Annotated in this window: 23 protein-coding genes; 17 read left to right on the forward strand and 6 right to left on the reverse strand. The window is 41.1% G+C overall.

From position 1 onward, the window contains the following. Window positions 1-337: 337 nt before the first annotated feature. Genes ABT310_RS06745 through ABT310_RS06755 form a run of 3 tightly spaced genes read right to left on the reverse strand, consistent with a single transcriptional unit; the run spans window position 338 to window position 3,765 of the window. Window positions 338-1,084: a succinate dehydrogenase/fumarate reductase iron-sulfur subunit gene (locus ABT310_RS06745; protein ID WP_375325980.1), complete on the reverse strand. Its 747-nt coding sequence runs from the start codon at window positions 1,082-1,084 to the stop codon at window positions 338-340. 6 nt (window positions 1,085-1,090) lie between these two features. Continuing rightward, on the reverse strand, window positions 1,091-3,094 hold the full coding sequence (locus ABT310_RS06750) for a fumarate reductase/succinate dehydrogenase flavoprotein subunit (protein ID WP_375325981.1): 2,004 nt from the start codon (window positions 3,092-3,094) through the stop codon (window positions 1,091-1,093). A gap of 2 nt (window positions 3,095-3,096) precedes the next feature. Next, on the reverse strand, window positions 3,097-3,765 hold the full coding sequence (locus tag ABT310_RS06755; RefSeq protein WP_375325982.1) for a succinate dehydrogenase cytochrome b subunit: 669 nt from the start codon (window positions 3,763-3,765) through the stop codon (window positions 3,097-3,099). 217 nt (window positions 3,766-3,982) lie between these two features. Here ABT310_RS06755 and ABT310_RS06760 point away from each other — a divergent pair, with 217 nt between their 5' ends. Beyond that, window positions 3,983-4,873, forward strand: a complete 891-nt coding sequence (locus ABT310_RS06760) for a RimK family alpha-L-glutamate ligase (RefSeq protein ID WP_375325983.1) — start codon at window positions 3,983-3,985, stop codon at window positions 4,871-4,873. A 12-nt stretch (window positions 4,874-4,885) separates the two neighbouring features. Here ABT310_RS06760 and ABT310_RS06765 read toward each other — a convergent pair whose 3' ends face one another. Beyond that, window positions 4,886-5,275: a DUF2721 domain-containing protein gene (locus ABT310_RS06765; RefSeq protein WP_375325984.1), complete on the reverse strand. Its 390-nt coding sequence runs from the start codon at window positions 5,273-5,275 to the stop codon at window positions 4,886-4,888. A gap of 79 nt (window positions 5,276-5,354) precedes the next feature. Here ABT310_RS06765 and ABT310_RS06770 point away from each other — a divergent pair, with 79 nt between their 5' ends. From ABT310_RS06770 to ABT310_RS06795, 6 genes are all read left to right on the forward strand, one after another. After that, a complete protein-coding gene (locus tag ABT310_RS06770; protein ID WP_375325985.1) occupies window positions 5,355-6,647 on the forward strand; it encodes an aminopeptidase P family protein in 1,293 nt (430 codons plus the stop codon). A 6-nt stretch (window positions 6,648-6,653) separates the two neighbouring features. Next, complete coding sequence (locus tag ABT310_RS06775; RefSeq protein WP_375325986.1) at window positions 6,654-6,830, forward strand: hypothetical protein; 177 nt, start codon at window positions 6,654-6,656, stop codon at window positions 6,828-6,830. Window positions 6,831-6,901: 71 nt separating this feature from the next. Then, window positions 6,902-7,531 carry a cation transporter gene (locus ABT310_RS06780; protein ID WP_375325987.1) on the forward strand — a complete coding sequence of 210 codons (630 nt, stop codon included), beginning with the start codon at window positions 6,902-6,904 and terminating at the stop codon, window positions 7,529-7,531. Between the two features lie 56 nt (window positions 7,532-7,587). Further along, window positions 7,588-8,820, forward strand: coding sequence for an alpha/beta fold hydrolase (locus tag ABT310_RS06785; RefSeq protein ID WP_375325988.1), 1,233 nt, complete (start codon window positions 7,588-7,590; stop codon window positions 8,818-8,820). A 10-nt stretch (window positions 8,821-8,830) separates the two neighbouring features. Beyond that, a complete protein-coding gene (locus ABT310_RS06790; protein ID WP_375325989.1) occupies window positions 8,831-9,439 on the forward strand; it encodes a class I SAM-dependent methyltransferase in 609 nt (202 codons plus the stop codon). A gap of 174 nt (window positions 9,440-9,613) precedes the next feature. Then, on the forward strand, window positions 9,614-11,281 hold the full coding sequence (locus ABT310_RS06795) for an FISUMP domain-containing protein (protein ID WP_375325990.1): 1,668 nt from the start codon (window positions 9,614-9,616) through the stop codon (window positions 11,279-11,281). Window positions 11,282-11,554: 273 nt separating this feature from the next. Here ABT310_RS06795 and brnQ read toward each other — a convergent pair whose 3' ends face one another. Beyond that, window positions 11,555-12,838 carry a branched-chain amino acid transport system II carrier protein gene (gene brnQ, locus ABT310_RS06800; RefSeq protein WP_375325991.1) on the reverse strand — a complete coding sequence of 428 codons (1,284 nt, stop codon included), beginning with the start codon at window positions 12,836-12,838 and terminating at the stop codon, window positions 11,555-11,557. Window positions 12,839-13,105: 267 nt separating this feature from the next. On the opposite strand from brnQ, the gene ABT310_RS06805 reads away from it, so the two are divergent. Next, window positions 13,106-13,360: a hypothetical protein gene (locus tag ABT310_RS06805; RefSeq protein WP_375325992.1), complete on the forward strand. Its 255-nt coding sequence runs from the start codon at window positions 13,106-13,108 to the stop codon at window positions 13,358-13,360. A 120-nt stretch (window positions 13,361-13,480) separates the two neighbouring features. Here ABT310_RS06805 and thiL read toward each other — a convergent pair whose 3' ends face one another. Continuing rightward, entirely contained in the window at window positions 13,481-14,527 is a 1,047-nt protein-coding gene (gene thiL / locus ABT310_RS06810; RefSeq protein ID WP_375325993.1) for a thiamine-phosphate kinase, read from the reverse strand. Window positions 14,528-14,774: 247 nt separating this feature from the next. On the opposite strand from thiL, the gene ABT310_RS06815 reads away from it, so the two are divergent. The 9 genes from ABT310_RS06815 (at window position 14,775) to ABT310_RS06855 (ending at window position 21,887) form a co-directional block, all read left to right on the forward strand. Then, window positions 14,775-15,104 carry an iron-sulfur cluster assembly accessory protein gene (locus ABT310_RS06815; protein WP_090292545.1) on the forward strand — a complete coding sequence of 110 codons (330 nt, stop codon included), beginning with the start codon at window positions 14,775-14,777 and terminating at the stop codon, window positions 15,102-15,104. A gap of 39 nt (window positions 15,105-15,143) precedes the next feature. Beyond that, a complete protein-coding gene (locus tag ABT310_RS06820) occupies window positions 15,144-15,512 on the forward strand; it encodes a four helix bundle protein (RefSeq protein WP_375325994.1) in 369 nt (122 codons plus the stop codon). A 36-nt stretch (window positions 15,513-15,548) separates the two neighbouring features. After that, window positions 15,549-16,994, forward strand: a complete 1,446-nt coding sequence (sufB, locus tag ABT310_RS06825) for a Fe-S cluster assembly protein SufB (protein ID WP_375325995.1) — start codon at window positions 15,549-15,551, stop codon at window positions 16,992-16,994. A 40-nt stretch (window positions 16,995-17,034) separates the two neighbouring features. After that, a complete protein-coding gene (gene sufC, locus ABT310_RS06830; RefSeq protein WP_375325996.1) occupies window positions 17,035-17,787 on the forward strand; it encodes a Fe-S cluster assembly ATPase SufC in 753 nt (250 codons plus the stop codon). 95 nt (window positions 17,788-17,882) lie between these two features. Further along, a complete protein-coding gene (sufD, locus tag ABT310_RS06835) occupies window positions 17,883-19,199 on the forward strand; it encodes a Fe-S cluster assembly protein SufD (protein ID WP_375325997.1) in 1,317 nt (438 codons plus the stop codon). An 18-nt stretch (window positions 19,200-19,217) separates the two neighbouring features. After that, the gene (locus tag ABT310_RS06840; protein ID WP_375325998.1) at window positions 19,218-20,444 is read left to right on the forward strand and encodes an aminotransferase class V-fold PLP-dependent enzyme; all 1,227 of its coding nucleotides are present in this window, start codon (window positions 19,218-19,220) and stop codon (window positions 20,442-20,444) included. Between the two features lie 73 nt (window positions 20,445-20,517). Then, a complete protein-coding gene (locus ABT310_RS06845; RefSeq protein ID WP_375325999.1) occupies window positions 20,518-20,943 on the forward strand; it encodes a SufE family protein in 426 nt (141 codons plus the stop codon). A 5-nt stretch (window positions 20,944-20,948) separates the two neighbouring features. Beyond that, window positions 20,949-21,278: an SUF system Fe-S cluster assembly protein gene (locus ABT310_RS06850; RefSeq protein WP_375326000.1), complete on the forward strand. Its 330-nt coding sequence runs from the start codon at window positions 20,949-20,951 to the stop codon at window positions 21,276-21,278. A 102-nt stretch (window positions 21,279-21,380) separates the two neighbouring features. Next, window positions 21,381-21,887 (forward strand): DUF2480 family protein, encoded by a 507-nt coding sequence (locus ABT310_RS06855; protein ID WP_375326001.1) that lies wholly within the window; start codon window positions 21,381-21,383, stop codon window positions 21,885-21,887. Window positions 21,888-22,053: the final 166 nt, after the last annotated feature.

A 22,053-nucleotide genomic window follows, 5' to 3' on the forward strand; every position in this document is an offset into this window, starting at 1 on the left:
TTAAGCTTAGTCAAGAGGAATTGACTCTGGTTATTCATTTTTGTTTTATAGTCATTTCGAAATGAGGAACGGAGAGACGATTGAGAAATCTAGTCTTATTTTGAGATTTCTCACTTCGATTTTGACTACGCTCAATCTAAAAGTTCGAAATGACATAGGATTTGCATCTTGTCACCTCGAGCGCAGTCGAGAGGTGTTCGGCTAGAAATCAATTAAACCAATGTCTCGACTGCCTGTCCGTCCGATAGGTGGGCGCTCGACATCATAGCCTTCTTAAACAAAAAAACCCAAACTCCTCTCGAAGTTTGGGTTCTTAATATAGTTTTTGGATAGCGTTTTATCCCTTCAAAGTCGCCGATAAATATTCGCGGTTCATACGTGCGATGTTCGTTAAGGAAATACCTTTTGGACATTCCACTTCGCAAGCTCCAGTGTTAGTGCAGTTACCAAAACCTTCCAGATCCATTTGGCGAACCATGTTCTGAACACGCTCTACGGCTTCAACCCTACCTTGTGGCAATAAAGCAAATTGTGAAACTTTTGCAGAGGTGAACAACATAGCACTCGCATTTTTACAAGCGGCCACACAGGCACCACAACCAATACAGGTAGCGGCATCCATAGCTTCATCTGCAGCGTGTTTATTAATTGGAATACTGTTGGCATCTACCGTATTACCGGAAGTGTTCACGGAAATATATCCACCAGCTTGTTGAATTCTATCAAAAGCACTTCGATCTACAATCAAATCCTTGATTACAGGAAATGCATTCGCTCTAAAAGGTTCGATAACGATCGTATCTCCATCGTTGAATTTACGCATGTGCAATTGGCAAGTAGTAACCAAACGGTCTGGGCCATGAGGTTCTCCATTGATCTGCAAGGAACACGTTCCACAGATGCCTTCCCTACAATCATGGTCGAACTCAACAGGCTCTTCTCCTTTAGAAACCAATTCTTCGTTCAAAATGTCCAACATTTCCAAGAAAGACATATCACCTTCTACACCATCAAGGGTATAATCAACTATTTTACCTGGTGAAGATGCGTCTTTTTGACGCCATATTTTTAGATATAATTTCATAGCTTCTTATTTGTAGGATCTTGTCTTCAATTCAATGTTTTCGTAAACCAAATCTTCTTTGTGCAGTTCGGCATCTTTGGGCTCACCTTTGTATTCCCAAGCCGCCACATACTTAAAGTTTTTATCGTCCCTTAAGGCTTCTCCTTCTTCGGTCTGGTACTCTTCTCTAAAGTGACCTCCACAAGATTCGTTTCTGTGAAGTGCATCCTTGGCAAAAAGTTCACCCAACTCCAAGAAGTCGGCTACACGACCAGCTTTCTCCAATTCCTGATTTTTAGAATCTATGGTGCCGGGCACTTTTACGTTTTCCCAGAAATCTTTTCTAAGCGCGGAGATTTCTTTAATGGCCTCCTCCAATTCTTTTGCGTTTCGGGCCATGCCACATTTGTTCCACATGATCTTACCTAATTTCTTGTGGTAATAATCAACGGAGTGAATGCCGGAACCAGAAGTCAATTTCTCCATACGCTCACGAACTTGGTTTTCAGCTTCTTCAAACTCTGGAGAATCGGTTGGAATTTTACCGGTACGGATATCATCGGAAAGGTAATCTCCAATGGTATATGGCAACACAAAATAGCCATCAGCAAGACCTTGCATCAAGGCAGAGGCCCCTAAACGGTTGGCGCCATGATCGCTAAAGTTGGCTTCTCCAGCAGCATAACAACCAGGAATGGTGGTTTGCAAGTTGTAATCTACCCAAAGACCACCCATGGTGTAGTGCACCGCTGGATAGATCATCATTGGGGTCTTGTATGGATTCTCATCCACAATTTTTTCATACATCTGGAAAAGGTTGCCGTATTTCGCTTCGATAACTTCTTCTCCCAATTTTATGATTGTCGCCTCATCTGGATTTTTAAGTCCTGAGGTCAACGCTTTTTCTTTTCCGTAACGTTTAATGGCTGAAGCAAAATCCAAGAAAACAGCTTCTCCTGTTTTGTTTACACCAAAACCAGCATCACAACGTTCTTTGGCTGCTCTGGATGCCACATCACGAGGTACAAGGTTACCAAATGCGGGATATCTTCTTTCCAAATAGTAGTCACGATCTTCTTCGGCAAGCTGAGTTGGTTTCAATTTGCCCTCACGGATGGCAACGGCATCTTCCATTTTCTTGGGCACCCAAATACGACCATCATTACGAAGTGATTCGGACATCAAGGTCAATTTGGATTGATGCTCACCTGAAACAGGAATACAGGTTGGGTGAATCTGGGTGTAGCAAGGGTTGGCGAAGAAAGCCCCTTTACGGTGCGCTCTCCAAGCTGCCATTACATTACTTCCCATGGCATTGGTAGAAAGGAAAAATACGTTTCCGTATCCACCAGTGGCCAAAACTACAGCGTGACCACTGTGTCTTTCAATTTCTCCCGTAACCAGGTTGCGAGCGATAATTCCACGTGCCTTTCCATCGACCAAAACCAAATCCATCATTTCGTGACGGGTGTATGACTGAATCTTTCCACGGTTGATTTGTCGGTTCATGGCAGCATAAGCTCCCAAAAGCAACTGCTGACCTGTTTGTCCTTTCGCGTAGAAAGTTCTGGATACCAAAACCCCTCCAAATGAACGGTTGTCCAACATTCCACCATATTCACGGGCAAAAGGAACCCCTTGTGCCACACATTGGTCGATAATGTTTCCTGAAACTTCTGCCAAACGGTATACGTTGGCTTCACGGGAACGGTAATCTCCCCCTTTGATCGTATCGTAGAAAAGACGGTAATTACTGTCACCGTCCCCTTGGTAATTCTTTGCTGCGTTGATACCCCCTTGAGCTGCAATGGAGTGCGCCCTACGTGGGGAATCTTGGTAGCAGAATGTCTTAACGTTGTATCCCAACTCTGCCAAAGTAGCTGCAGCAGCTCCACCGGCAAGTCCGGTTCCTACCACAATGATATCAATGTTCCTTTTGTTGGCAGGGTTTACAAGGTTAATGTCGTTTTTATGCTTGGTCCATTTGTCGGCCAATGGCCCAGATGGAATTTTTGAATCCAATATGCCCATATTTAATGAATTATTGGGTTAAGGTGGTGGTACAAAGCAATGAAGGCAAAAGCCAATGGTACCACTACCGCGAATATTTTTGCAAATTTTTTGAAGCCTACAGTGTACTTGTTATTGGCTCCCATGGATTGGAAAGATGAAGCAAATCCATGCCATAGGTGCAATCCAAGTAGCCCAAAGGAAACCATATAAAGAATGGTTCTCCAGAATGGGGCGAACTTCTCTACGGTTTCAACGTAGTAACGGGTTGGGTCCTCTGGGTTGGCCTCAACATACTTGTACGTAATTTCATGTACCCAAAAATCGTAAAAGTGAAGGGCCAAAAAGGCCAAGATCACCAATCCGGAATAGATCATGTTTCTGGATACCCAAGGCGCATTGGCACTGCCCTTGTATTTTACATAAGAGATACTTCTGGCTTTCTTATTCTGAATTTCCAAAACAAAGCCCATGACAAAGTGCACCACTACACCAACAATTAGTATAGGCTGCATTAAAAATTGAACAATGGGGTTGTAACCCATAAAATGGGATGCTTCATTAAAGAAATCCGGTGAGAATACCGAAGTAAGGTTAATGGTCACGTGAAGAATTAAGAAAATGACCAAAAAAAGACCCGAAAGTGCCATGACATATTTTCGGGCAAGCGAAGATTTAATCAATCCACTCATTAGCGCTGGTTTTGAGACAAATTTAAGGTACGGACAAGTTTTTAACAAGCTTTCAACATTGGAAAGCTGTTTATTTAGATTCATTATAATCAACCCCCTTAAAATGCGTATTTGATAATATCGCCTGGTTTCAGCTTTTTAAAGAATTGAAATCGTCAAAGCTTGATTTTGGGAAATTTACCCGATATTGGAGAAGAATTCTAACCAACCCTTCAAAATGGATATTGCCGTTTTATCTGTAAGTCTAAATGTGTATTCAACGGCCCGAATTGCAGAGGAATTTGAAAAAGCTGGACATTATGTGGAGCATATAGACCATACCAAATGCTCTGTGCAATTGGGGGAGGATAAACCTCGTATTTTTTTTGGTGTAGATGACATTACAAATGAGTTTGATGCCATTGTTCCCAGAATTGGCACTACAGTTACCAGACATGGGGTTGCCATTGTGAAGCAATTTGAATTGAACCATGTATTCAGTACGGCAAAATCGCAAGGCATTCTTCGGGCCAGAAACAAAGTTTCTACTTTACAATTGATGTCTAAAAAAGGAATTCCAATACCCAAAACTGTTTTTTCGATCAACCCCTACAATGTGGAGGATCAAATAGAATTGTTGGGCGGAGCCCCTGTGATTATCAAATTACAAGAGGGCACCCAAGGAAAGGGTGTGATCTTGGCAGAAAGTAAAAAATCAGCTAAATCGGTCATCGATACCCTTTACAATATGAATACCAGCATTCTGTTACAGGAATATATTGCTGAAGCCAACGGGGAGGACCTGCGCATCATTGTAGTGGGCAACAAAATTGTGGCCGCCATGAAACGCACCAGCGAATTGGACGATTTTAGATCTAATGTGCATCGCGGAGCAGATGTTGAAGCTGTTGAATTAACTCCACGTGAAAAATTCATTGCCATTAATGCCACTAAACATTTGGGGCTTGGTGTGGCTGGAGTGGATTTGATCCGATCTAAAAATGGTCCCTTATTAATAGAAGTAAATGCATCACCCGGCTTAAAAGGAATTGAAGCTGCAACTGGCATCAATGTGGCAGGCCACATAGTTCAATTTGTCGAGAAAAATGCACTTCGACCTATCAAATAGCAAGCTCAATTCCTACTTCTCCATATTTTCCAACTGAATCCCCAATGCTTTGGTAGAAAGTTGTACCTCCAAAAGGGATAGGATTAAGGAAATCATTAGAAAAACCAAACTGATACCAAAAATGGCATTGGCCCAACCTTCCATTTCCACATAGATCAAAAACATGGTCACGGCAGCCAATAGAAAACTTACAATGGCCGTAGCCTGCATGTTTTTAATAATCCCCAATCTAGTTCGCAGTTGGTTGATTTGCTGTTTTAAGGGAGGGGCCGAAGTTTCTTCAAACTGTTTGTGCAGTTGTCTGATCAATGCTGCAATGGCCAAATACCTTGCATTGTAGGCCAACATGGTCAACGAAATAGCAGGGAAAAGTAGTGCCGGAATACCAAGGGTGAGTTGCATGATTTCAATTTAATATGGAAGGTAATCATTTGTCATCGGTATCGCAATTAACTACTTTTGAAACAAATCAAATTGATATATGAAGTACACGCAGATAGACAGCAATCTTTTTGTAAAAAACCGCAAGAAATTTATGGCTTATATGAGGCCTAAAAGTATTGCCGTTTTCAACTCCAACGATATTTATCCCATTGGTGCAGACAGCACATTGCCTTTTGAACAGGATCGAGACCTTTTTTACTTGAGCGGGGCCGATCAGGAGGAAACCATTCTATTATTGTTCCCAGATGCCATGGATGCCAAGCATCGTGAAATTTTGTTTGTTCGTGAGACCAACGACCATATCGCCGTTTGGGAGGGTGCTAAATTGACCAAGGAAAAAGCTACCGAGGTTTCTGGGATTGAGACCGTTTATTGGCTTACGGATTTTGATAAGATTTTCTTCGACTTGATGACCGAGGCGGAAACGATTTATTTCAACACCAACGAACATTACCGACAAGCAGTGGAAACCCAAACCAGGGAGGACCGTTTTATTGAAAAGGTAAAAAAAGAATATCCAGCGCACCAATGGGCCAAGAGCAATCCGATTTTACAAAATATACGCGGTGTAAAAGAACCCGAGGAAATCGCCTTGATGCAAACGGCCTGTGATATTACCGAAAAAGGATTCCGTAGAATCCTGGAGTTTGTGCAACCAGGGGTTTGGGAGCATGAGATTGAAGCCGAATTTTTGCATGAATTTGTACGTAACCGTTCCAAAGGTTTTGCATACAGCCCAATCATTGCATCAGGAAACAATGCCAATGTGCTCCACTATTTGGAAAACAATAAAGAGGTGAAGGATGGCGATATGATTTTGTTAGACTTGGCAGCCGAATACGCTAATTATTCCAGCGACATGACTCGAACCATTCCAGGTAACGGTAGGTTTTCCCATAGACAAAAGGAAGTTTATAGCGCAGTGCTGCGCGTGAAGGATGAAGCAACCAAAATGTTGGTTCCAGGAACTATTTGGGCCGAATATCATAAAGAAGTCGGCAAGATTATGACATCTGAATTACTAGGTCTTGGATTATTGGACAAAGCCGATGTGCAAAATGAAAACCCAGATTGGCCGGCCTATAAAAAATACTTCATGCATGGAACAAGTCACCACATTGGACTAAACACCCACGATTATGGAGAACTTAAAACTCCAATGAAAGCCAATATGGTGTTTACCGTGGAGCCTGGTATTTATATTCCTGCAGAAGGCATGGGAATTCGATTGGAAGATGATGTTGTGATTCAAGAAAAAGGAGAACCTTTTAATTTGATGCGTAACATTCCAATTGAAATTGAAGAGATTGAGGAGTTGATGAATAAATAAAATTGAATGAAACTTTTAATTTTCTTATGTCAACAAACCGAAATTGAAAAAAAGATGCAAGAAGCTCCCGACAGCTCTTATGAAATAGGGGTGGTCATTGGGAGCTACTTGCCATTTTTGGTCTTGGCTGGCATTGCCTATGCCCTTTACCAGTATAATAAAAAACGACGAGATTCAGAATAGACAGGATTCAGAATTCTATTTGACTTTTCAATACAAAAAAGCGAACTTCAAGGAACGTAAATTTGAACATATTGAAGACGCAGGACAAACTTTACAAAACCGCCTTCGCTTTGGCCATGTTTACAATCATCTACAACATTGCTGAAGGATTGATATCCACTTATTTGGGTTTTGAAGATGAGAGTTTGGCGCTTTTTGGTTTCGGAACCGATAGTTTTATCGAGGTAATTTCAGGATTGGGTATTGCCCACATGATTTTGCGAATTCAAAAAAATCCGGAGAGCAATCGAGATAATTTTGAAAGGACCGCACTAAGAATTACAGGGGTTGCCTTTTATATTTTGGTTGTGGGATTGATAATTTCAAGTGTTTATAATATCTACACAGGCCATAAACCCATAACCACGTTTTGGGGCGTAGTCATTTCTATTATTTCCATTTTGGTCATGTGGATGTTGGTCTGGGGTAAAAGAAAAGTAGGTCGAGAATTAAATTCGGCACCCATTTTGGCCGATGCCAATTGCACCCTTGTTTGTATTTATATGTCTATCATCCTTTTGGTGAGCAGTGGTATTTACGAACTCTTTCAAATACCATATATTGATAGTATTGGAACCTTAGGATTGGCTTATTTTGCATTTAAGGAAGGCAGAGAGTGTTTTGAAAAAGTCAAGAACGATGCCCATTGCTGTTGCGACTGATAAAATCCGTAATTTCGAAATTCATAAAATCCACTAGCAAACAACAGCACATAATCATGATTAAAAAAACAATTGTATACACAGTGATGCTATTGGCCATTTCTGCTATATCGGCTAATACTACCTACAAAAACACACAAGACATGTTTAAAGTAACGACCGTTGCACCACAAAACGGTTCATACACGGTGGCACCAGAAATTCCCGAAGACGGTATGGTAGCGGCAGGCACCGAACTCACTATTACAGCAAAACCAGATGCAGGCTATAGCTTGGATGCCGTTTATTACACCTTTAAAGGCGGAATGTGGGGAACCACCAGCGTAGAAAGCTTTGTTCCAACCATGAAAGTGGTCGTGGACAAAGATATGTCCGTTGGTGCGGTATTTGTGGAAGATGACTTGGTTGAAAACCTCAATGTAACCCACGATGTAGTGTATGCTCAACCAGGGGTTAAGCCATTAAAATATGATGTTTTTGCTCCTAAAGGAGCAAAAGACCTGCCAATGGTCGTAATAGTACACTGTGGTGGATGGTCTTCCAACAACGAAGATATTATGAGAGGTTTGGCCCGTGAACTACTGATCGATAATCACTACGTTGTTTTTAGTATAGATTATAGATGGGTGAATAATTTGGATGGGGATGAAACACCAAATTCCATGCACAATTTGATTGAAGATGTTTTTGGGGCCATTGCACACATTCAAGAACATGCCGCTGAATATGGCGGTGATCCTACTCAAATTGCGGTGACAGGAGATAGCGCCGGGGGACATTTATCGGCTTCTGCTGCGGTATTGAGTACTATGATCGGCGATAGAGGCTTTAGCGGAACCAATGGCATTTATGAGTTTATGCCAACTTATATGCCACATGGAAAAACCATTGAGACCGTAAAACAGGAAATCACCGAAGCCATAAAAGTAGCAGCACCAAGCTATGGACCTTTCGATGCAGCTAACTTCAAGCAGTTTATGAAACAAACCGATCAGGCATATTACGATGCAGTTTCACCCATTAAGCATATGCCCAATGTAGGGGATAGGGAAATCCCTCATTTTATTGTGAGAGGTTCAGAAGATCCTTTGATTCCAGGTGAAATAGTTCAAGCGTATGTGGATGTATTGAAAAAAGAAGGTCAAACAGTGGAATATTTGGAAGTTCAGGGAGCAGGACATGCCTTTTTTGATTGGAAGCCCGATGCGCAGACAAGAGCTACTTTTGCAAAATATGGAGTGCCTTATGCTGCTGAAATGAAATCTTTTTTTGATTCCGTTTTTTATTAAAATATAAATATTGGATAGAAAAAATCATTGGGAAACAGTTTACAACACTAAAAATCCAGATGAGGTAAGTTGGACGCAGGAGAAGCCACAAACCTCTCTGGATTTTATCCATGCTTTGGGGTTGGATAAAACAGCAAATATCATAGATATTGGTGGTGGCGACAGCAAATTGGTCGACTTTCTGTTGGAGGAAGGTTTTGAAAACATCACTGTGCTCGATATTTCTGCAAAAGCCTTGGAAAGAGCCCAATCCCGATTGGGAGAAAAGGCCAAAAAAGTCAAATGGGTGGTTAGTGATATAACCCAATTTAAACCCACCGAACAATATGATCTCTGGCATGATCGTGCCGCTTTTCATTTTTTGACAGAACCTGAACAGATATCCAACTATGTAAAATTGACGGAAAAAGCAGTCAAGGGTAATTTTATTTTAGGAACCTTTTCCGAACAAGGCCCTAAAAAATGTAGTGGGTTGGACATCACCCAATATTCAGAAGAAAAAATGGAAACCACTTTCCAAAATGCATTTCAAAAATTGGAATGTAAAACAGAAGATCACATTACCCCATTTGGCACTAACCAGAATTTTGTCTTTTGTAGTTTTAAGAGGAAAGAGTAGGATTTTACACATTTCTTTAGCTCATCAATTCAAAACGGGCATCCATGTTCTAAAATGGGTCATCCGTCAATCGGGGTAGGGTAATAATAGGAATAAAGGTCATATTTACCCTTTAAACCCCTTTTTGAATCCCTGACCATGAAAATTTTAAGCTCAAATTGCCCTGCCTTCCTCATGGTAGGAATTCGCCTGTGTATCTTTCTTTTTGTTTTGACTGGAGTCCTATCCTGTAATAAAGATGATGGTCCACCACCAGACCCCTGTGCCAAAACACCTCCATTGGCTGTAACCGCCAAGACTGAGGGATTCTCCCTTAGCGCATCCTCCACAGGAGGCGAAGCACCTTATTCCTTTCAATTGGACAATGGTGATTTTCAAAACTCGGGCAGTTTTACCGGTTTGGCCGCAAAAGAATATACCATTACCGTAAAGGACGCCAATGACTGTACCGACACCACCAAAGTTACCGTAATTGATCCTTGTGCAGACGGAACCTTGGCCGTACAAACTACAGTAGACGGTAATTCCATCATGGCCACCGCAGAGGGTGGAACGGAGCCCTATACATTTAGTATAGATGGACAAGAATTTAAAGAATCTGGGGTATTCGCAGACCTTGCGCCAGCGGACTATACCATAACTGTTAAGGATGCCAACAATTGCTCCAGTACCGCCACGGCAACCATTGAAGATCCCTGTGGGGATGGCAGTCTTTTCTTGGAAGCCACAGTAGATGTATTTTCCATTATAGCCAATGCCTCGGGAGGAACAGCACCCTATACCTATTCCATTGATGGGGAAAACTTTCAAGAAAGTGGAGCGTTTGCCGATTTGAGCCCTGCGGAATACACCGTTACAGTTATGGATACCAATGGTTGTACTTTTAATAAAACCGTTACCGTAGTGGATGTATGCGCTTCGCTGATCGTAGAAGCTACCACTGATGTTTATACCATTACGGCCAATGCTACGGGAGGAACAGCACCCTACACCTATATTTTAACCAATAATGAGGGGTTCACCGAGCTAGAAAGTGGTATTTTCGAGAGTTTGGACCCTGGGGACTATACCTTAGAGGTAAAAGACGCTAATAATTGTTCCAACACCACTCAAGTGACCTTAGCTGATCCATGTGTTACATTGTCAGTTGAAGCTACTGCCGAAAGTTTTTCTATAACTGCTATTGCTTCAGGAGGTACATTGCCTTACATGTATAGTTTGGATGGCATAAACTTCCAAGAAAGTAGTGAATTCACCAATTTGTCAGCACAAAATTACACGGTTACGATTAAAGATGCCAATGAATGCACTGCTACTTTTAATGTTTTGGCAGAGGAGTTATCAGTATATTTAGATCCACGTGACGATAAAAGTTATAGGGTGGTTAAAATTGGCAACCAAATATGGTTGGCCGAAAACTTGAATTACCAAGGCGGTGGTATAGGCTTTTCTTGCCCCAACAACGACGATGCCAATTGCGCAACACATGGTGCCTTGTACAATTGGGATGAAGCACAACAAGCTGCACCCCAAGGCTGGCATGTGCCTACCATTGCAGAGTGGGATGCACTGTTAAACACTTATGGCGGGTCTATTGTGGCAGGAGATGATCTAAAAGTTGGAGGTGGTTCTGGGTTTGATGCACAATTTTCTGGATATGTTCAAACTCCCCCAGATTATCCTAATGTGATAGATTTTAATCTTAGAGGATTTTTTTGGAGTGAAGAATTCAATCAACTTAATTCGAGGTTATACATAATAGATGGTGGACAGAATATTACTATCGACGGAGGAGTGGAAAAGATCAACTTTAGATGTAGTGTAAGATTAGTTAAAGATTAAAAAAATAAAAATGGAGTTATTGAAGAGCGCAGCCTTAAGGCTGCGCTTTTTTTGTGGGTTAACATTGGTTGGAGGGAAGGGATGGTGGTTTGGAAGTCAGTGGTCAGAGTTCAGAAGTCTAATGTCAGAATTGAAAATTGCTCATTGAAAATCAGATTCTTCACTTCCTGCCCGTCCGGCAGGCACGGTATTTCAGCATCTCATCCCAGTATCAAAGATTTTTAATGTTTTTTATGAGACCCTGAGACGAGCTCAGGGTGACGTTAGATGGTTTTAATAAGTACGCTTAAGGTCTTGCTTTAGGAATAGATTTGCCAAAACAAAGGTCGCCAAAGCAGGCAACACCCATCCCATTTGGTGTTGGTGTAAGGGTATCCATTTAAATAAAGAATCTAAAGATTCCGCTAATCCTATGCTTCCCAAAAAATCGGGCACACTAAAAAGTATGGTGGTCACAACCACTGATCGAAATACTTTAGGCGTGGTCCATTTGTCTGGGAGTACATTCAGCAAGATCAAAACAATGGTGATGGGATAAATAAACATTAGGGCAGGTAATGCTACGGCGATAATATACCCTACATTAAATTGACCCATCAACACCCCTAACAAGCACCCTAACAAAGCTGTTATTTTATAAGCCATATTGGAATCGTTGCATTGTCCACGAACAAAATCCGCTGTTCCGGTAACAATACCGACCGCAGTGGTAAAGCAGGCCAAACTCACCAGAATGCTCAAAAACAAATTAGCCTTACTTCCCAAAGTTTCGCTGCTGATGCCCCTCAATAATTCGGTTCTTGTAATTTCTGCTTCAAAGGTGTCGGCAAAGAGTGCCCCTGTTAAAATGAGTCCGCCGTACACTAACAACAAGCCGAAACCTGCCCATAATCCCGCTTTTATAATCAGTTTTCGTTTCGCTTCAAAACTGGCGGTTTTTTCTTTCAGGTTGATAGAAATGATGATTACGGCACCTACCACCACGGCTCCGATGGCATCAAAGGTTTGGTAGCCCTCCAAAATTCCTGAACTAAATGGGTTTGCCATTTGCGATGGTGAGAAATCAAAATCCAACCTAAAAATTGTGGTGATAATGATCAACAATAAAATAAGTAGAATGGCAGGAGTTAAAACCTTACCCAGAACATCCAACACCTTGGTGCGATTGATGGCAAAAACTAAAACCAAGGCAAAATAAATTAGACTTGTGAGCAAATAGGACGAATCCCAAATAGGTTGAATGGCCATTTCGTGGGTTACCGATGCAGTTCTAGGGGATGGTAACGAAATGGCAATCGCATAAACCACAAAACAATAAATGGTACTAAAAAGTGGAGATACTTTTTTCGCGAAATCGAACATGGTGCCCTGGAGTTTGGCATGGGCCAAAATTCCCAAAACAGGAATTAAAACCCCAGATAGGCAAAATCCCAATGCGACCAACCACCATAGATTTCCAGCATTGAATCCCAAAAGCGGGGGTAAAATCAAATTTCCTGCTCCAAAAAACAGGGAAAAAAGGGCAAAAGCGGTAATCGAGAGCGATTTTTTATCCATATGTTGTTGATAATTTCTTGTTAAAGTTCTATATTGGGCAAGAGCTTTTCAACGGATTTTCGTGACTTTTTGTCGATAATGCTGCATTTCATCGAAAAAACAATAAAATATGGAATGTCCGAAAATAAAAAGTTATTAACATCCGTTCACATTAAAAAAACGTACAACTAAAACACTAGAGTATAACAAAAAATTACAGCAACCAATTTACTGCATTTTTCGATTCCCCAAATCGTACCGATGCGTTATCAAAAACAACACTGGCCTATGAAGACTTCCACCATCCACCATGGCAACAAATTCACTTCCTTTTTCTGCAATTTATTCGGACACCATTATGTGGTTTCCAAGAAAGTGACACAGCACATTAAAGAATACAAATGTATTCATTGCCAAAAACAAGTAACTACGGATGTTAGCGGTAAACTATCCGCTTTAACTCCGCAAATGAAAGACATTAACAGTACATTGGAAGATATGTACCGTAAACGAAGAAGTAGGGTAGTGCACCAAGTGGCCTAACCCTTTCTTAGTTTTTAAGAGACCCAAATCTTATCCCGGAAACTTAAGTAATTGCCTGCAGCTATCGGTCGCGTGCCCCAAGACCATGAAGTAGGGATGCCCTTTTTTTTCGGGATTTTTTTATGCGTTGAACGAATTCCAGCCCTGCGCGGTAATCGGAATCTTGGTTTCTGCACGCGTGATCAAATGTACCCCCTCACTTTGTTGGGTCATATGGCCAATAACAGTCAAATTTGGATTCGCCTTAATTTTTGGGAAATCAGCTTGATCTATCGTGAATAAAAGTTCATAATCTTCACCTCCACTTAAAGCAACCATTGTACTGTCCATTTTAAACTCTTCACAAGTAGAAATCACAGTAGGATCCAAAGGAATTTTATCTTCAAAAAGATTGCATCCGACCTCACTTTGCTTGCACAAGTGTAAGATTTCGGAAGAAAGCCCATCGCTAATATCGATCATGGCGGTTGGTTTCACTTCCAATTTTTGAAGCAGCTCCACGATATCTTTTCGGGATTCCGGTTTTAATTGACGCTCAACGATATAGGAATAGGGCTCCAAATCGGGCTGACTGTTCGGGTTTACCTTGAACACTTCTTTTTCGCGTTCCAAAACCTGAAGTCCCAAATAAGCGCCGCCCACATCGCCGGTCACCACCAAAAGGTCGTTTGGTCTACTGCCTTTTCTGTAGACGATATTACTTTCATCAGCAGCGCCAATGGCGGTAACACTAATGATCAAACCTTTATTGGAGGACGTGGTATCTCCACCTATCAAATCCACATTATATAACTCGCAGGCAAGAGCAACACCTTCATAAAATTCTTCCAAAGCCTCCAAGGGAAACCTATTGGAAACTGCCAAGGAAACCGTTACCTGAGTGGCAATGGCATTCATGGCATAAATATCAGATAGGTTGACCATCACAGATTTATATCCTAAATGCTTAAGGGGCATATAGCTCAAATCAAAATGAACACCTTCTACCAACATGTCAGTGGAAACGACAGTTTTTTGGCCCTTATAATCCATTACGGCGGCATCGTCTCCGACCCCAACGATGGATGAAGGTTGTTTCAATTTAAAATTTTGGGTAAGGTGGTCAATTAGGCCAAATTCGCCCAATTCTTCCAATGAGGTGCGTTGTTGATTCTTGTCTTCTAACATTTTGCAAAAATAAACAGGATTATTGTAATTGTTTGGTAGGCTGAGAGATAAATTTTTTTAACCACAGAATTATTGAATAAAGTCCCTTAATCGCTGGAAGTTAAGTCTATTCACGTGTTCTGGGAATTTATCTCATTTTCCCATAAGATTCTCCTATATAACCATTCGTTATAATAATGTTAGTTACTATGGTAAAACCCTTCTTATACAGTATATTTGTAGGCTATTTAGATTAAATTCAATTAAGATGATTAAAGTTTCGGAAACTGCTAAGCAAAAAGTGGTGACGCTCATGACCGAAGAAGGTTTTGATGCTACTACCGATTTTGTAAGAGTTGGCGTAAAGAGCGGGGGGTGCAGTGGATTGTCTTATGAGTTAAAATTTGACAATTCCGTAGCAGATACAGATAAGCTTTTTGAAGATAACAATGTCCGTATTGTAGTGGATAAAAAGAGCTTTCTGTACCTAGTGGGAACAACTTTGGAATATTCAGGCGGTTTGAACGGTAAAGGGTTTGTCTTTAACAATCCCAATGCCCAAAGAACTTGCGGGTGTGGAGAAAGTTTTTCATTATAAATTAGTTAAAGAGCTAAAAAAGGAAAAAGTAAATTTTTAATGTATAGCTCTTTTGAAGATTTGGAGGTTTATAAGGACAGTGTAAAGTTCACCGCCAAAGTCTATGAATTATTGAAGAAAAGTCCCTTGAAAGAGGATTTTGCCATGGTGGACCAAATAAGGAGAGCGACCATTTCAATTTCCAATAATATTTCTGAAGGGTTTGAAAGAGAAACAGATAAAGAATTGATACGGTTTCTATATTTCTCAAAAGGCTCTGCCGGGGAAGTAAGAAATTTGTTCAATTTAATGGAAGAGATAGGATATTTTGACAAGGTTGATTTGATTGAATTTAGAAATGAGGTTGTCAACATATCCAAACAATTGGCAAATTATATTAAGTATGTTAAGAAGAGAAATGGTTTTTAGCTTTTTCACTTATTGACTTTTAACTTAGAATAAGATATGGCGTATACTGAAGAAGAATTAAAAAAAGAACTGGAAACCAAAGAGTACGAGTACGGTTTCTACACGGATATTGAATCGGACACCCTGCCCAAAGGGTTGAACGAGGATATCGTGATTGCTATTTCCAAAAAGAAGAACGAACCGGAATGGATGACGGAATGGCGCTTGGAAGCTTTTCGTGCTTGGAAGGAAATGGAAGAGCCGGAGTGGGCCAATGTGACCTACAAAAAACCGGACTTCCAAAATATTTCCTATTACTCGGCGCCCAACAAAAAACCCAAGTACGATAGCTTGGATGAAGTGGATCCAGAATTGCTGGATACCTTCAAGAAGTTGGGAATTTCCATTGATGAACAAAAGAAATTGGCTGGTGTTGCCGTGGATATTGTTATGGACTCCGTTTCCGTTGCGACCACTTTTAAGAAAACCTTGGCCGAAAAAGGAATTATTTTCTGTTCCATTTCCGAAGCAATTCAAGAACACCCTGAATTGGTGAAGAAACACTTGGGAACCGTTGTTCCTAAAAAAGACAACTTTTATGCAGCCTTGAACTCAGCCGTTTTTTCTGATGGGTCTTTCTGCTACATTCCAAAAGGAGTGCGTTGTCCCATGGAACTTTCGACTTATTTCCGAATCAACCAAGCAGGAACAGGTCAGTTTGAAAGAACTTTGGTCGTTGCCGACGAAGGCAGTTATGTAAGTTACCTAGAAGGTTGTACCGCTCCATCACGTGACGAAAATCAATTGCACGCTGCTGTTGTGGAACTGATTGCCATGGATGATGCCGAGATCAAGTACTCCACAGTACAAAACTGGTTCCCTGGAGATAAAGAAGGTAAAGGTGGTGTTTTCAACTTTGTGACCAAGCGTGGACTTTGTGAAAAGAACGCGAAAATTTCTTGGACACAGGTAGAAACAGGTTCCGCCGTAACCTGGAAATATCCATCTTGTGTGTTGAAAGGGGATAATTCCATTGGAGAGTTTTACTCCATTGCAGTGACCAATAACTTTCAACAGGCCGATACTGGGACCAAAATGATTCACTTAGGGAAAAACACCAAGAGTACCATCATTTCCAAAGGTATTTCGGCCGGTCAGTCACAAAATAGTTACCGTGGATTGGTGCAAGTGAGCAGTAGGGCGGACAACGCCAGAAACTTTTCACAATGTGATTCCCTGTTGATGGGCAACCGTTGTGGCGCGCATACTTTCCCGTACATTGAAGTAAAAAACAAATCCGCACAGATTGAGCACGAGGCCACCACCAGTAAAATTGGTGAGGACCAGATTTTCTATTGTAACCAAAGAGGAATTGATACAGAGAAAGCCATTGCGTTGATCGTAAATGGTTTTAGTAAAGAAGTATTGAACAAACTTCCGATGGAATTTGCGGTAGAAGCACAAAAACTATTGGAAATCAGCCTTGAAGGCTCTGTCGGATAACAAAAACATCATCCTAAAGTAATATTTGAAAAAGAACAGCATGTTAGAAATAAAGAACTTACACGCCAACATAGACGATAAAGAAATCCTGAAGGGAATCGACCTTAAAGTGAATGCAGGTGAGGTACACGCCATTATGGGACCTAACGGTTCTGGGAAAAGTACCTTGGCTTCTGTAATTGCAGGAAAAGAAGAATTTGAAGTTGAAGAAGGCAGTATCATCATGGAAGGTGAAGATTTGGAAGAACTTTCTCCAGAAGAAAGAGCCCACAACGGGATTTTCCTCTCTTTCCAGTACCCCGTTGAGATTCCAGGTGTTTCGGTGACCAATTTCATCAAAACAGCGATCAACGAATCTAGAAAAGCTAGAGGTTTGGAAGATATGCCGGCCAACGAAATGTTGAAAATGATTCGTGAAAAATCTGAATTGTTGGAGATTGATCGCAAGTTCCTTTCCCGTTCGTTGAACGAAGGGTTCTCCGGTGGTGAGAAAAAACGTAACGAGATTTTCCAAATGGCGATGTTGGAACCCAAATTGGCCATCTTGGATGAAACCGATTCTGGTTTGGATATCGATGCCCTTAGAATTGTGGCCAATGGTGTAAACAAGTTGCGAAACAAGGATAACGCCATAGTAGTAATTACCCACTACCAAAGATTGTTGGAATACATCGTTCCAGATTATGTGCACGTATTGTACAACGGTAAAATTGTTAAATCCGGAACCAAGGAATTGGCTTTGGAATTGGAAGAGAAAGGGTACGATTGGTTAAAGCAAGAAGCTACGGTGTAATATCACATTGTCATTCCTGCGAAGGCAGGAATCCATTTCAAAAAACTGTGTTTAAAAGATTCCCGTTTTCACGGGAATGACAACGAGAAAATAATATGGATTTAAAGGAAAAATTAGTCTCCTCCTTTTTGGCGTTTGAAGATGGCTTGGATTTGGATCATCCAGTGCATGAAGTACGGTCGGCGGCCATTAAGAATTTTGAGGAAAAGGGCTTTCCATCCAAAAAAGAGGAAGCTTGGAAATATACATCTCTAAACAGTATTCAAAAGGTTGATTTCAGCATTTTCCCAAAGAAAGAAACCAATTTGGAGTATAAGGATATCAAGAAGTATTTTCTTCATGAAATCGATACCTACAAAATTGTTTTCGTAGATGGCGTGTACAGCTCTTACCTATCGGAAACCACACACGATGGTGTAGATGTTTGTTTGATGAGCTCCGCTTTCAGCAAGCCTATGTTCCGACAGGTGATTGAGGTCTACTTTAACAAAGCAGCCTCCAAAGATGAATCTTTGACTTCTTTGAATACAGCTTTTAGTAAGGAAGGCGCCTACATTTACATCCCAAAGAACAAAATGCCTAAAAAGCCTATCCAAATATTGCATTTGGCAACGGGTAATGAGGCCGCACTGATGTTACAACCTAGAAACTTGGTGGTAGCAGAAGACAATGCGGAGGTTCAGATTATTGAACGTCATCAAAGCTTCACCGACAATGAAGTATTCACCAATTCAGTAACCGAAATTTTTGCTGGTAAGGATGCCATCGTAGATTACTATAAAGTACAAAACGATGCGTCAACGGCCTCCTTGGTGGACAATACCTATATTTCTCAAAAGGATAGCAGCGTAGTGCGTGTTCATACCTTCTCTTTAGGCGGTAAATTGATCAGAAACAACCTGAACTTTTATCAAAACGGAGAGCGCATCGACTCTATTTTAAAGGGAATTACCATTTTGGGCGACAAACAACATGTGGATCACCATACCTTGGTGCACCACGCGCAACCCAACTGTGAGAGCCATCAAGATTACAAAGGAATTTTTGGCGATAGTTCAACCGGGGTGTTCAATGGTAAGATCATTGTGGACAAGATTGCCCAAAAAACTGATGCTTTTCAGCAGAACAACAATATTTTGTTGAGCGATAAAGCTACCATCAACTCAAAACCCCAATTGGAGATTTTTGCGGATGACGTAAAATGCTCCCACGGTTGCACCATTGGTCAGTTGGATGAAGACGCACTTTTCTATCTAAGATCAAGAGGGATTCCCCAAAAAGAAGCTAAAGCTTTGTTGATGTATGCTTTTGCCAATAATGTTTTGGAGAGTGTTCGTATTCCAGAACTAAAAGCAAGAATCAATAAGTTGATCGCTGATAAATTGGGTGTTCGCGTAGGTTTCGACCTTTAATCAAGAACTATTTTAACCATGATGGAAACCTCATTGGACATTCAGGCCATTCGAAAGGATTTTCCCATACTCCAAAGACAGGTCAATGGACAGCCTTTGGTGTATTTGGATAATGCGGCAACTTCGCAAACACCAGATCAAGTAGTAAACACTATTGTGGATTACTATCATGGGTATAATGCGAATATCCATCGTGGAGTCCACAAACTTTCACAAGAAGCAACGGATGCCTACGAAATTGCACGCCAGAAAATTCAAAAACATTTCAATATTGCCCATTCCTATGAAGTGATTTTCACTTCGGGAACTACGCATGGGATCAATTTAGTGGCTACAGGCTTCACTTCCTTTCTAAAGAAAGGGGATGAAATTGTGGTATCGGCCATGGAGCACCATTCTAATATTGTGCCTTGGCAAATGCTTTGCGAAAGAACAGGTGCAGTTCTTAAAGTGATTCCCATGAATTTGGAGGGGGAATTGCTGATGGATGCTTATTACGAATTGCTTTCAGATAAGACCAGACTGGTTTTCTGCAACCATGTATCAAACGCTTTGGGTACGGTAAATCCTATTGAAGAAATAATTGAAGCAGCCCACAAAGTTGGTGCAGCGGTTTTGATTGATGGTGCTCAGGCAGCAGCCCATATCAAATCAGACTTACAAGCTCTGGATGCAGACTTTTATACTGTCTCTGCCCATAAAATGTGTGGTCCAACTGGTGTAGGTATTTTGTATGGAAAAGAGGAGTGGTTGAAAAAATTACCTCCATACCAAGGTGGTGGCGAAATGATAGCCGAGGTGACTTTTGAAAAAACCACCTATGCCGATTTGCCCCATAAATTTGAAGCGGGAACCCCAAATATTTGTGGGGGAATTGCCTTTGGAGCAGCATTGGATTACATGAACAACATCGGGTTTGATGCCATTGCGCAATATGAAGATGAGTTGATGCAATACGCTACCGAACAATTGCTTTCCATTGAGGGATTAAAGATTTACGGAACAGCCAAACATAAAACTTCGGTGATTTCATTCAATATTGATGGGATTCACCCCTACGATATCGGAACCATACTGGATAAATTGGGCATTGCAGTGCGAACAGGTCACCATTGCGCACAACCCATCATGGATTTTTATAAGATTCCAGGAACCGTAAGGGCAAGTTTTAGCTTTTACAATACCAAGGACGAAGTGGATACCTTGGTGGAGGGAATAAAGAGGGCTAAAAACATGCTTGTTTAGTACTTGCCGTTATCTTTATCTTAAAGACTTGAATCGCAACCTCCCGAGTTGTACATTTGAATAAAACTGACAAATGGCTAGCATAAAAGAGATACAAGAAGAGATTATCGACGAGTTTTCCATGTTTGACGATTGGATGCAACGGTACGAATACATGATTGAGCTTGGAAAATCACTTCCATTAATTAATGACCAATACAAGACCGATGACAACCTTATTAAAGGATGTCAGAGTAAGGTTTGGGTGCATGCCGAATTGGAGGATGACAAATTGGTTTTTACCGCGGACAGTGATGCGATAATTACCAAAGGAATCATTGCTGTTCTCATTAGAGCATTTAGCAACCAAAAACCACAGGAAATCATAGATGCTGATACGGAGTTTATAGATGAAATTGGCTTGAAAGAACATTTGTCACCGACCAGGGCCAACGGATTGGTAAGTATGATCAAACAACTGAAATTGTATGCTGTGGCCTATCAAACACAGTTAAAATAAAAACGATGAGCGAAGAAATTACCATAGATACACAAGAATTGGGCGAAAAAATAGTAAAGGTTTTAAAGACCATTTATGATCCAGAAATTCCAGTTGATATTTACGAATTGGGATTGATTTACGATGTATTCGTGAACGAGGAGAACGAAGTTAAAATTTTAATGACCCTTACCTCACCCAACTGCCCAGTGGCCGAAACCTTACCTGTTGAAGTAGAGGAAAAGGTAAAATCCATCGACATGCTTAAGGATGTAGAGGTGGAAATCACTTTTGACCCTCCTTGGACCCAAGAATTGATGAGCGAAGAGGCAAAGTTGGAGCTTGGACTTCTTTAAACTGTTCTTTAAGGGTGGCTTCACGGATGCTGAGCGGAGTTGAAGCATTGTTTCATAGGTTAAAGTTTTTTAATGGATTCCTGCTTTCGCAGGAATGACAGTATGGAAAAAGAAATAGTAAACAGGGTAGCGCAAAGCATATTGATGACATTCGACCTAGAGGATTATTATCCAAAAGGGGAGCGAAAATCGTTGGACATCAAAGACTGGCTGTACGAGGGTTTTATTTTGCGTGAAAAGGAGTTTAGGGCTCATATAGAAGCCGAAGATTGGTCGGCCTACCAAGATTGTTTTGTGGCCTTACATTGTTCTTCTGATGCGATTATTCCGGGCTGGGCCTATATGTTGGTATCCTCAAGGTTACTACCCTTTGCCAAAAAAGTGGTGGTTGGTGACTTGGATACGTTGGAAACTTCTTTATATCAAGATATTTTGGAACAATTGGATGTAACCGAGTTTTTGGATAAACCTGTAATCATAAAAGGATGTTCAAACAAACCTGTTCCTGAAAACGCTTACATTATGGCTGTGGCGAAAATTCAACAAGTAGCCAAAAGTGTGATGTACGGAGAGGCCTGTTCTTCGGTGCCAATTTTTAAGAAGAAGTAGTGTTTTTTACAATTTTCTGTCATTTCGAGCTGTCAACCTGAGCGCGCGCTTACCCCTGGCAGGCAGTCCAAGGGGCCGTCGAGAAATCTATGGGTCAAACCATCCAAAAATCCCACCCCATTCAAACTTAACGGTGACATTTCTTATTTTTGAGGTTCTAAACAGT

It is taken from the genome of Flagellimonas cixiensis (assembly GCF_042134615.1).
In the GTDB taxonomy this organism is placed as follows: domain Bacteria; phylum Bacteroidota; class Bacteroidia; order Flavobacteriales; family Flavobacteriaceae; genus Flagellimonas; species Flagellimonas cixiensis.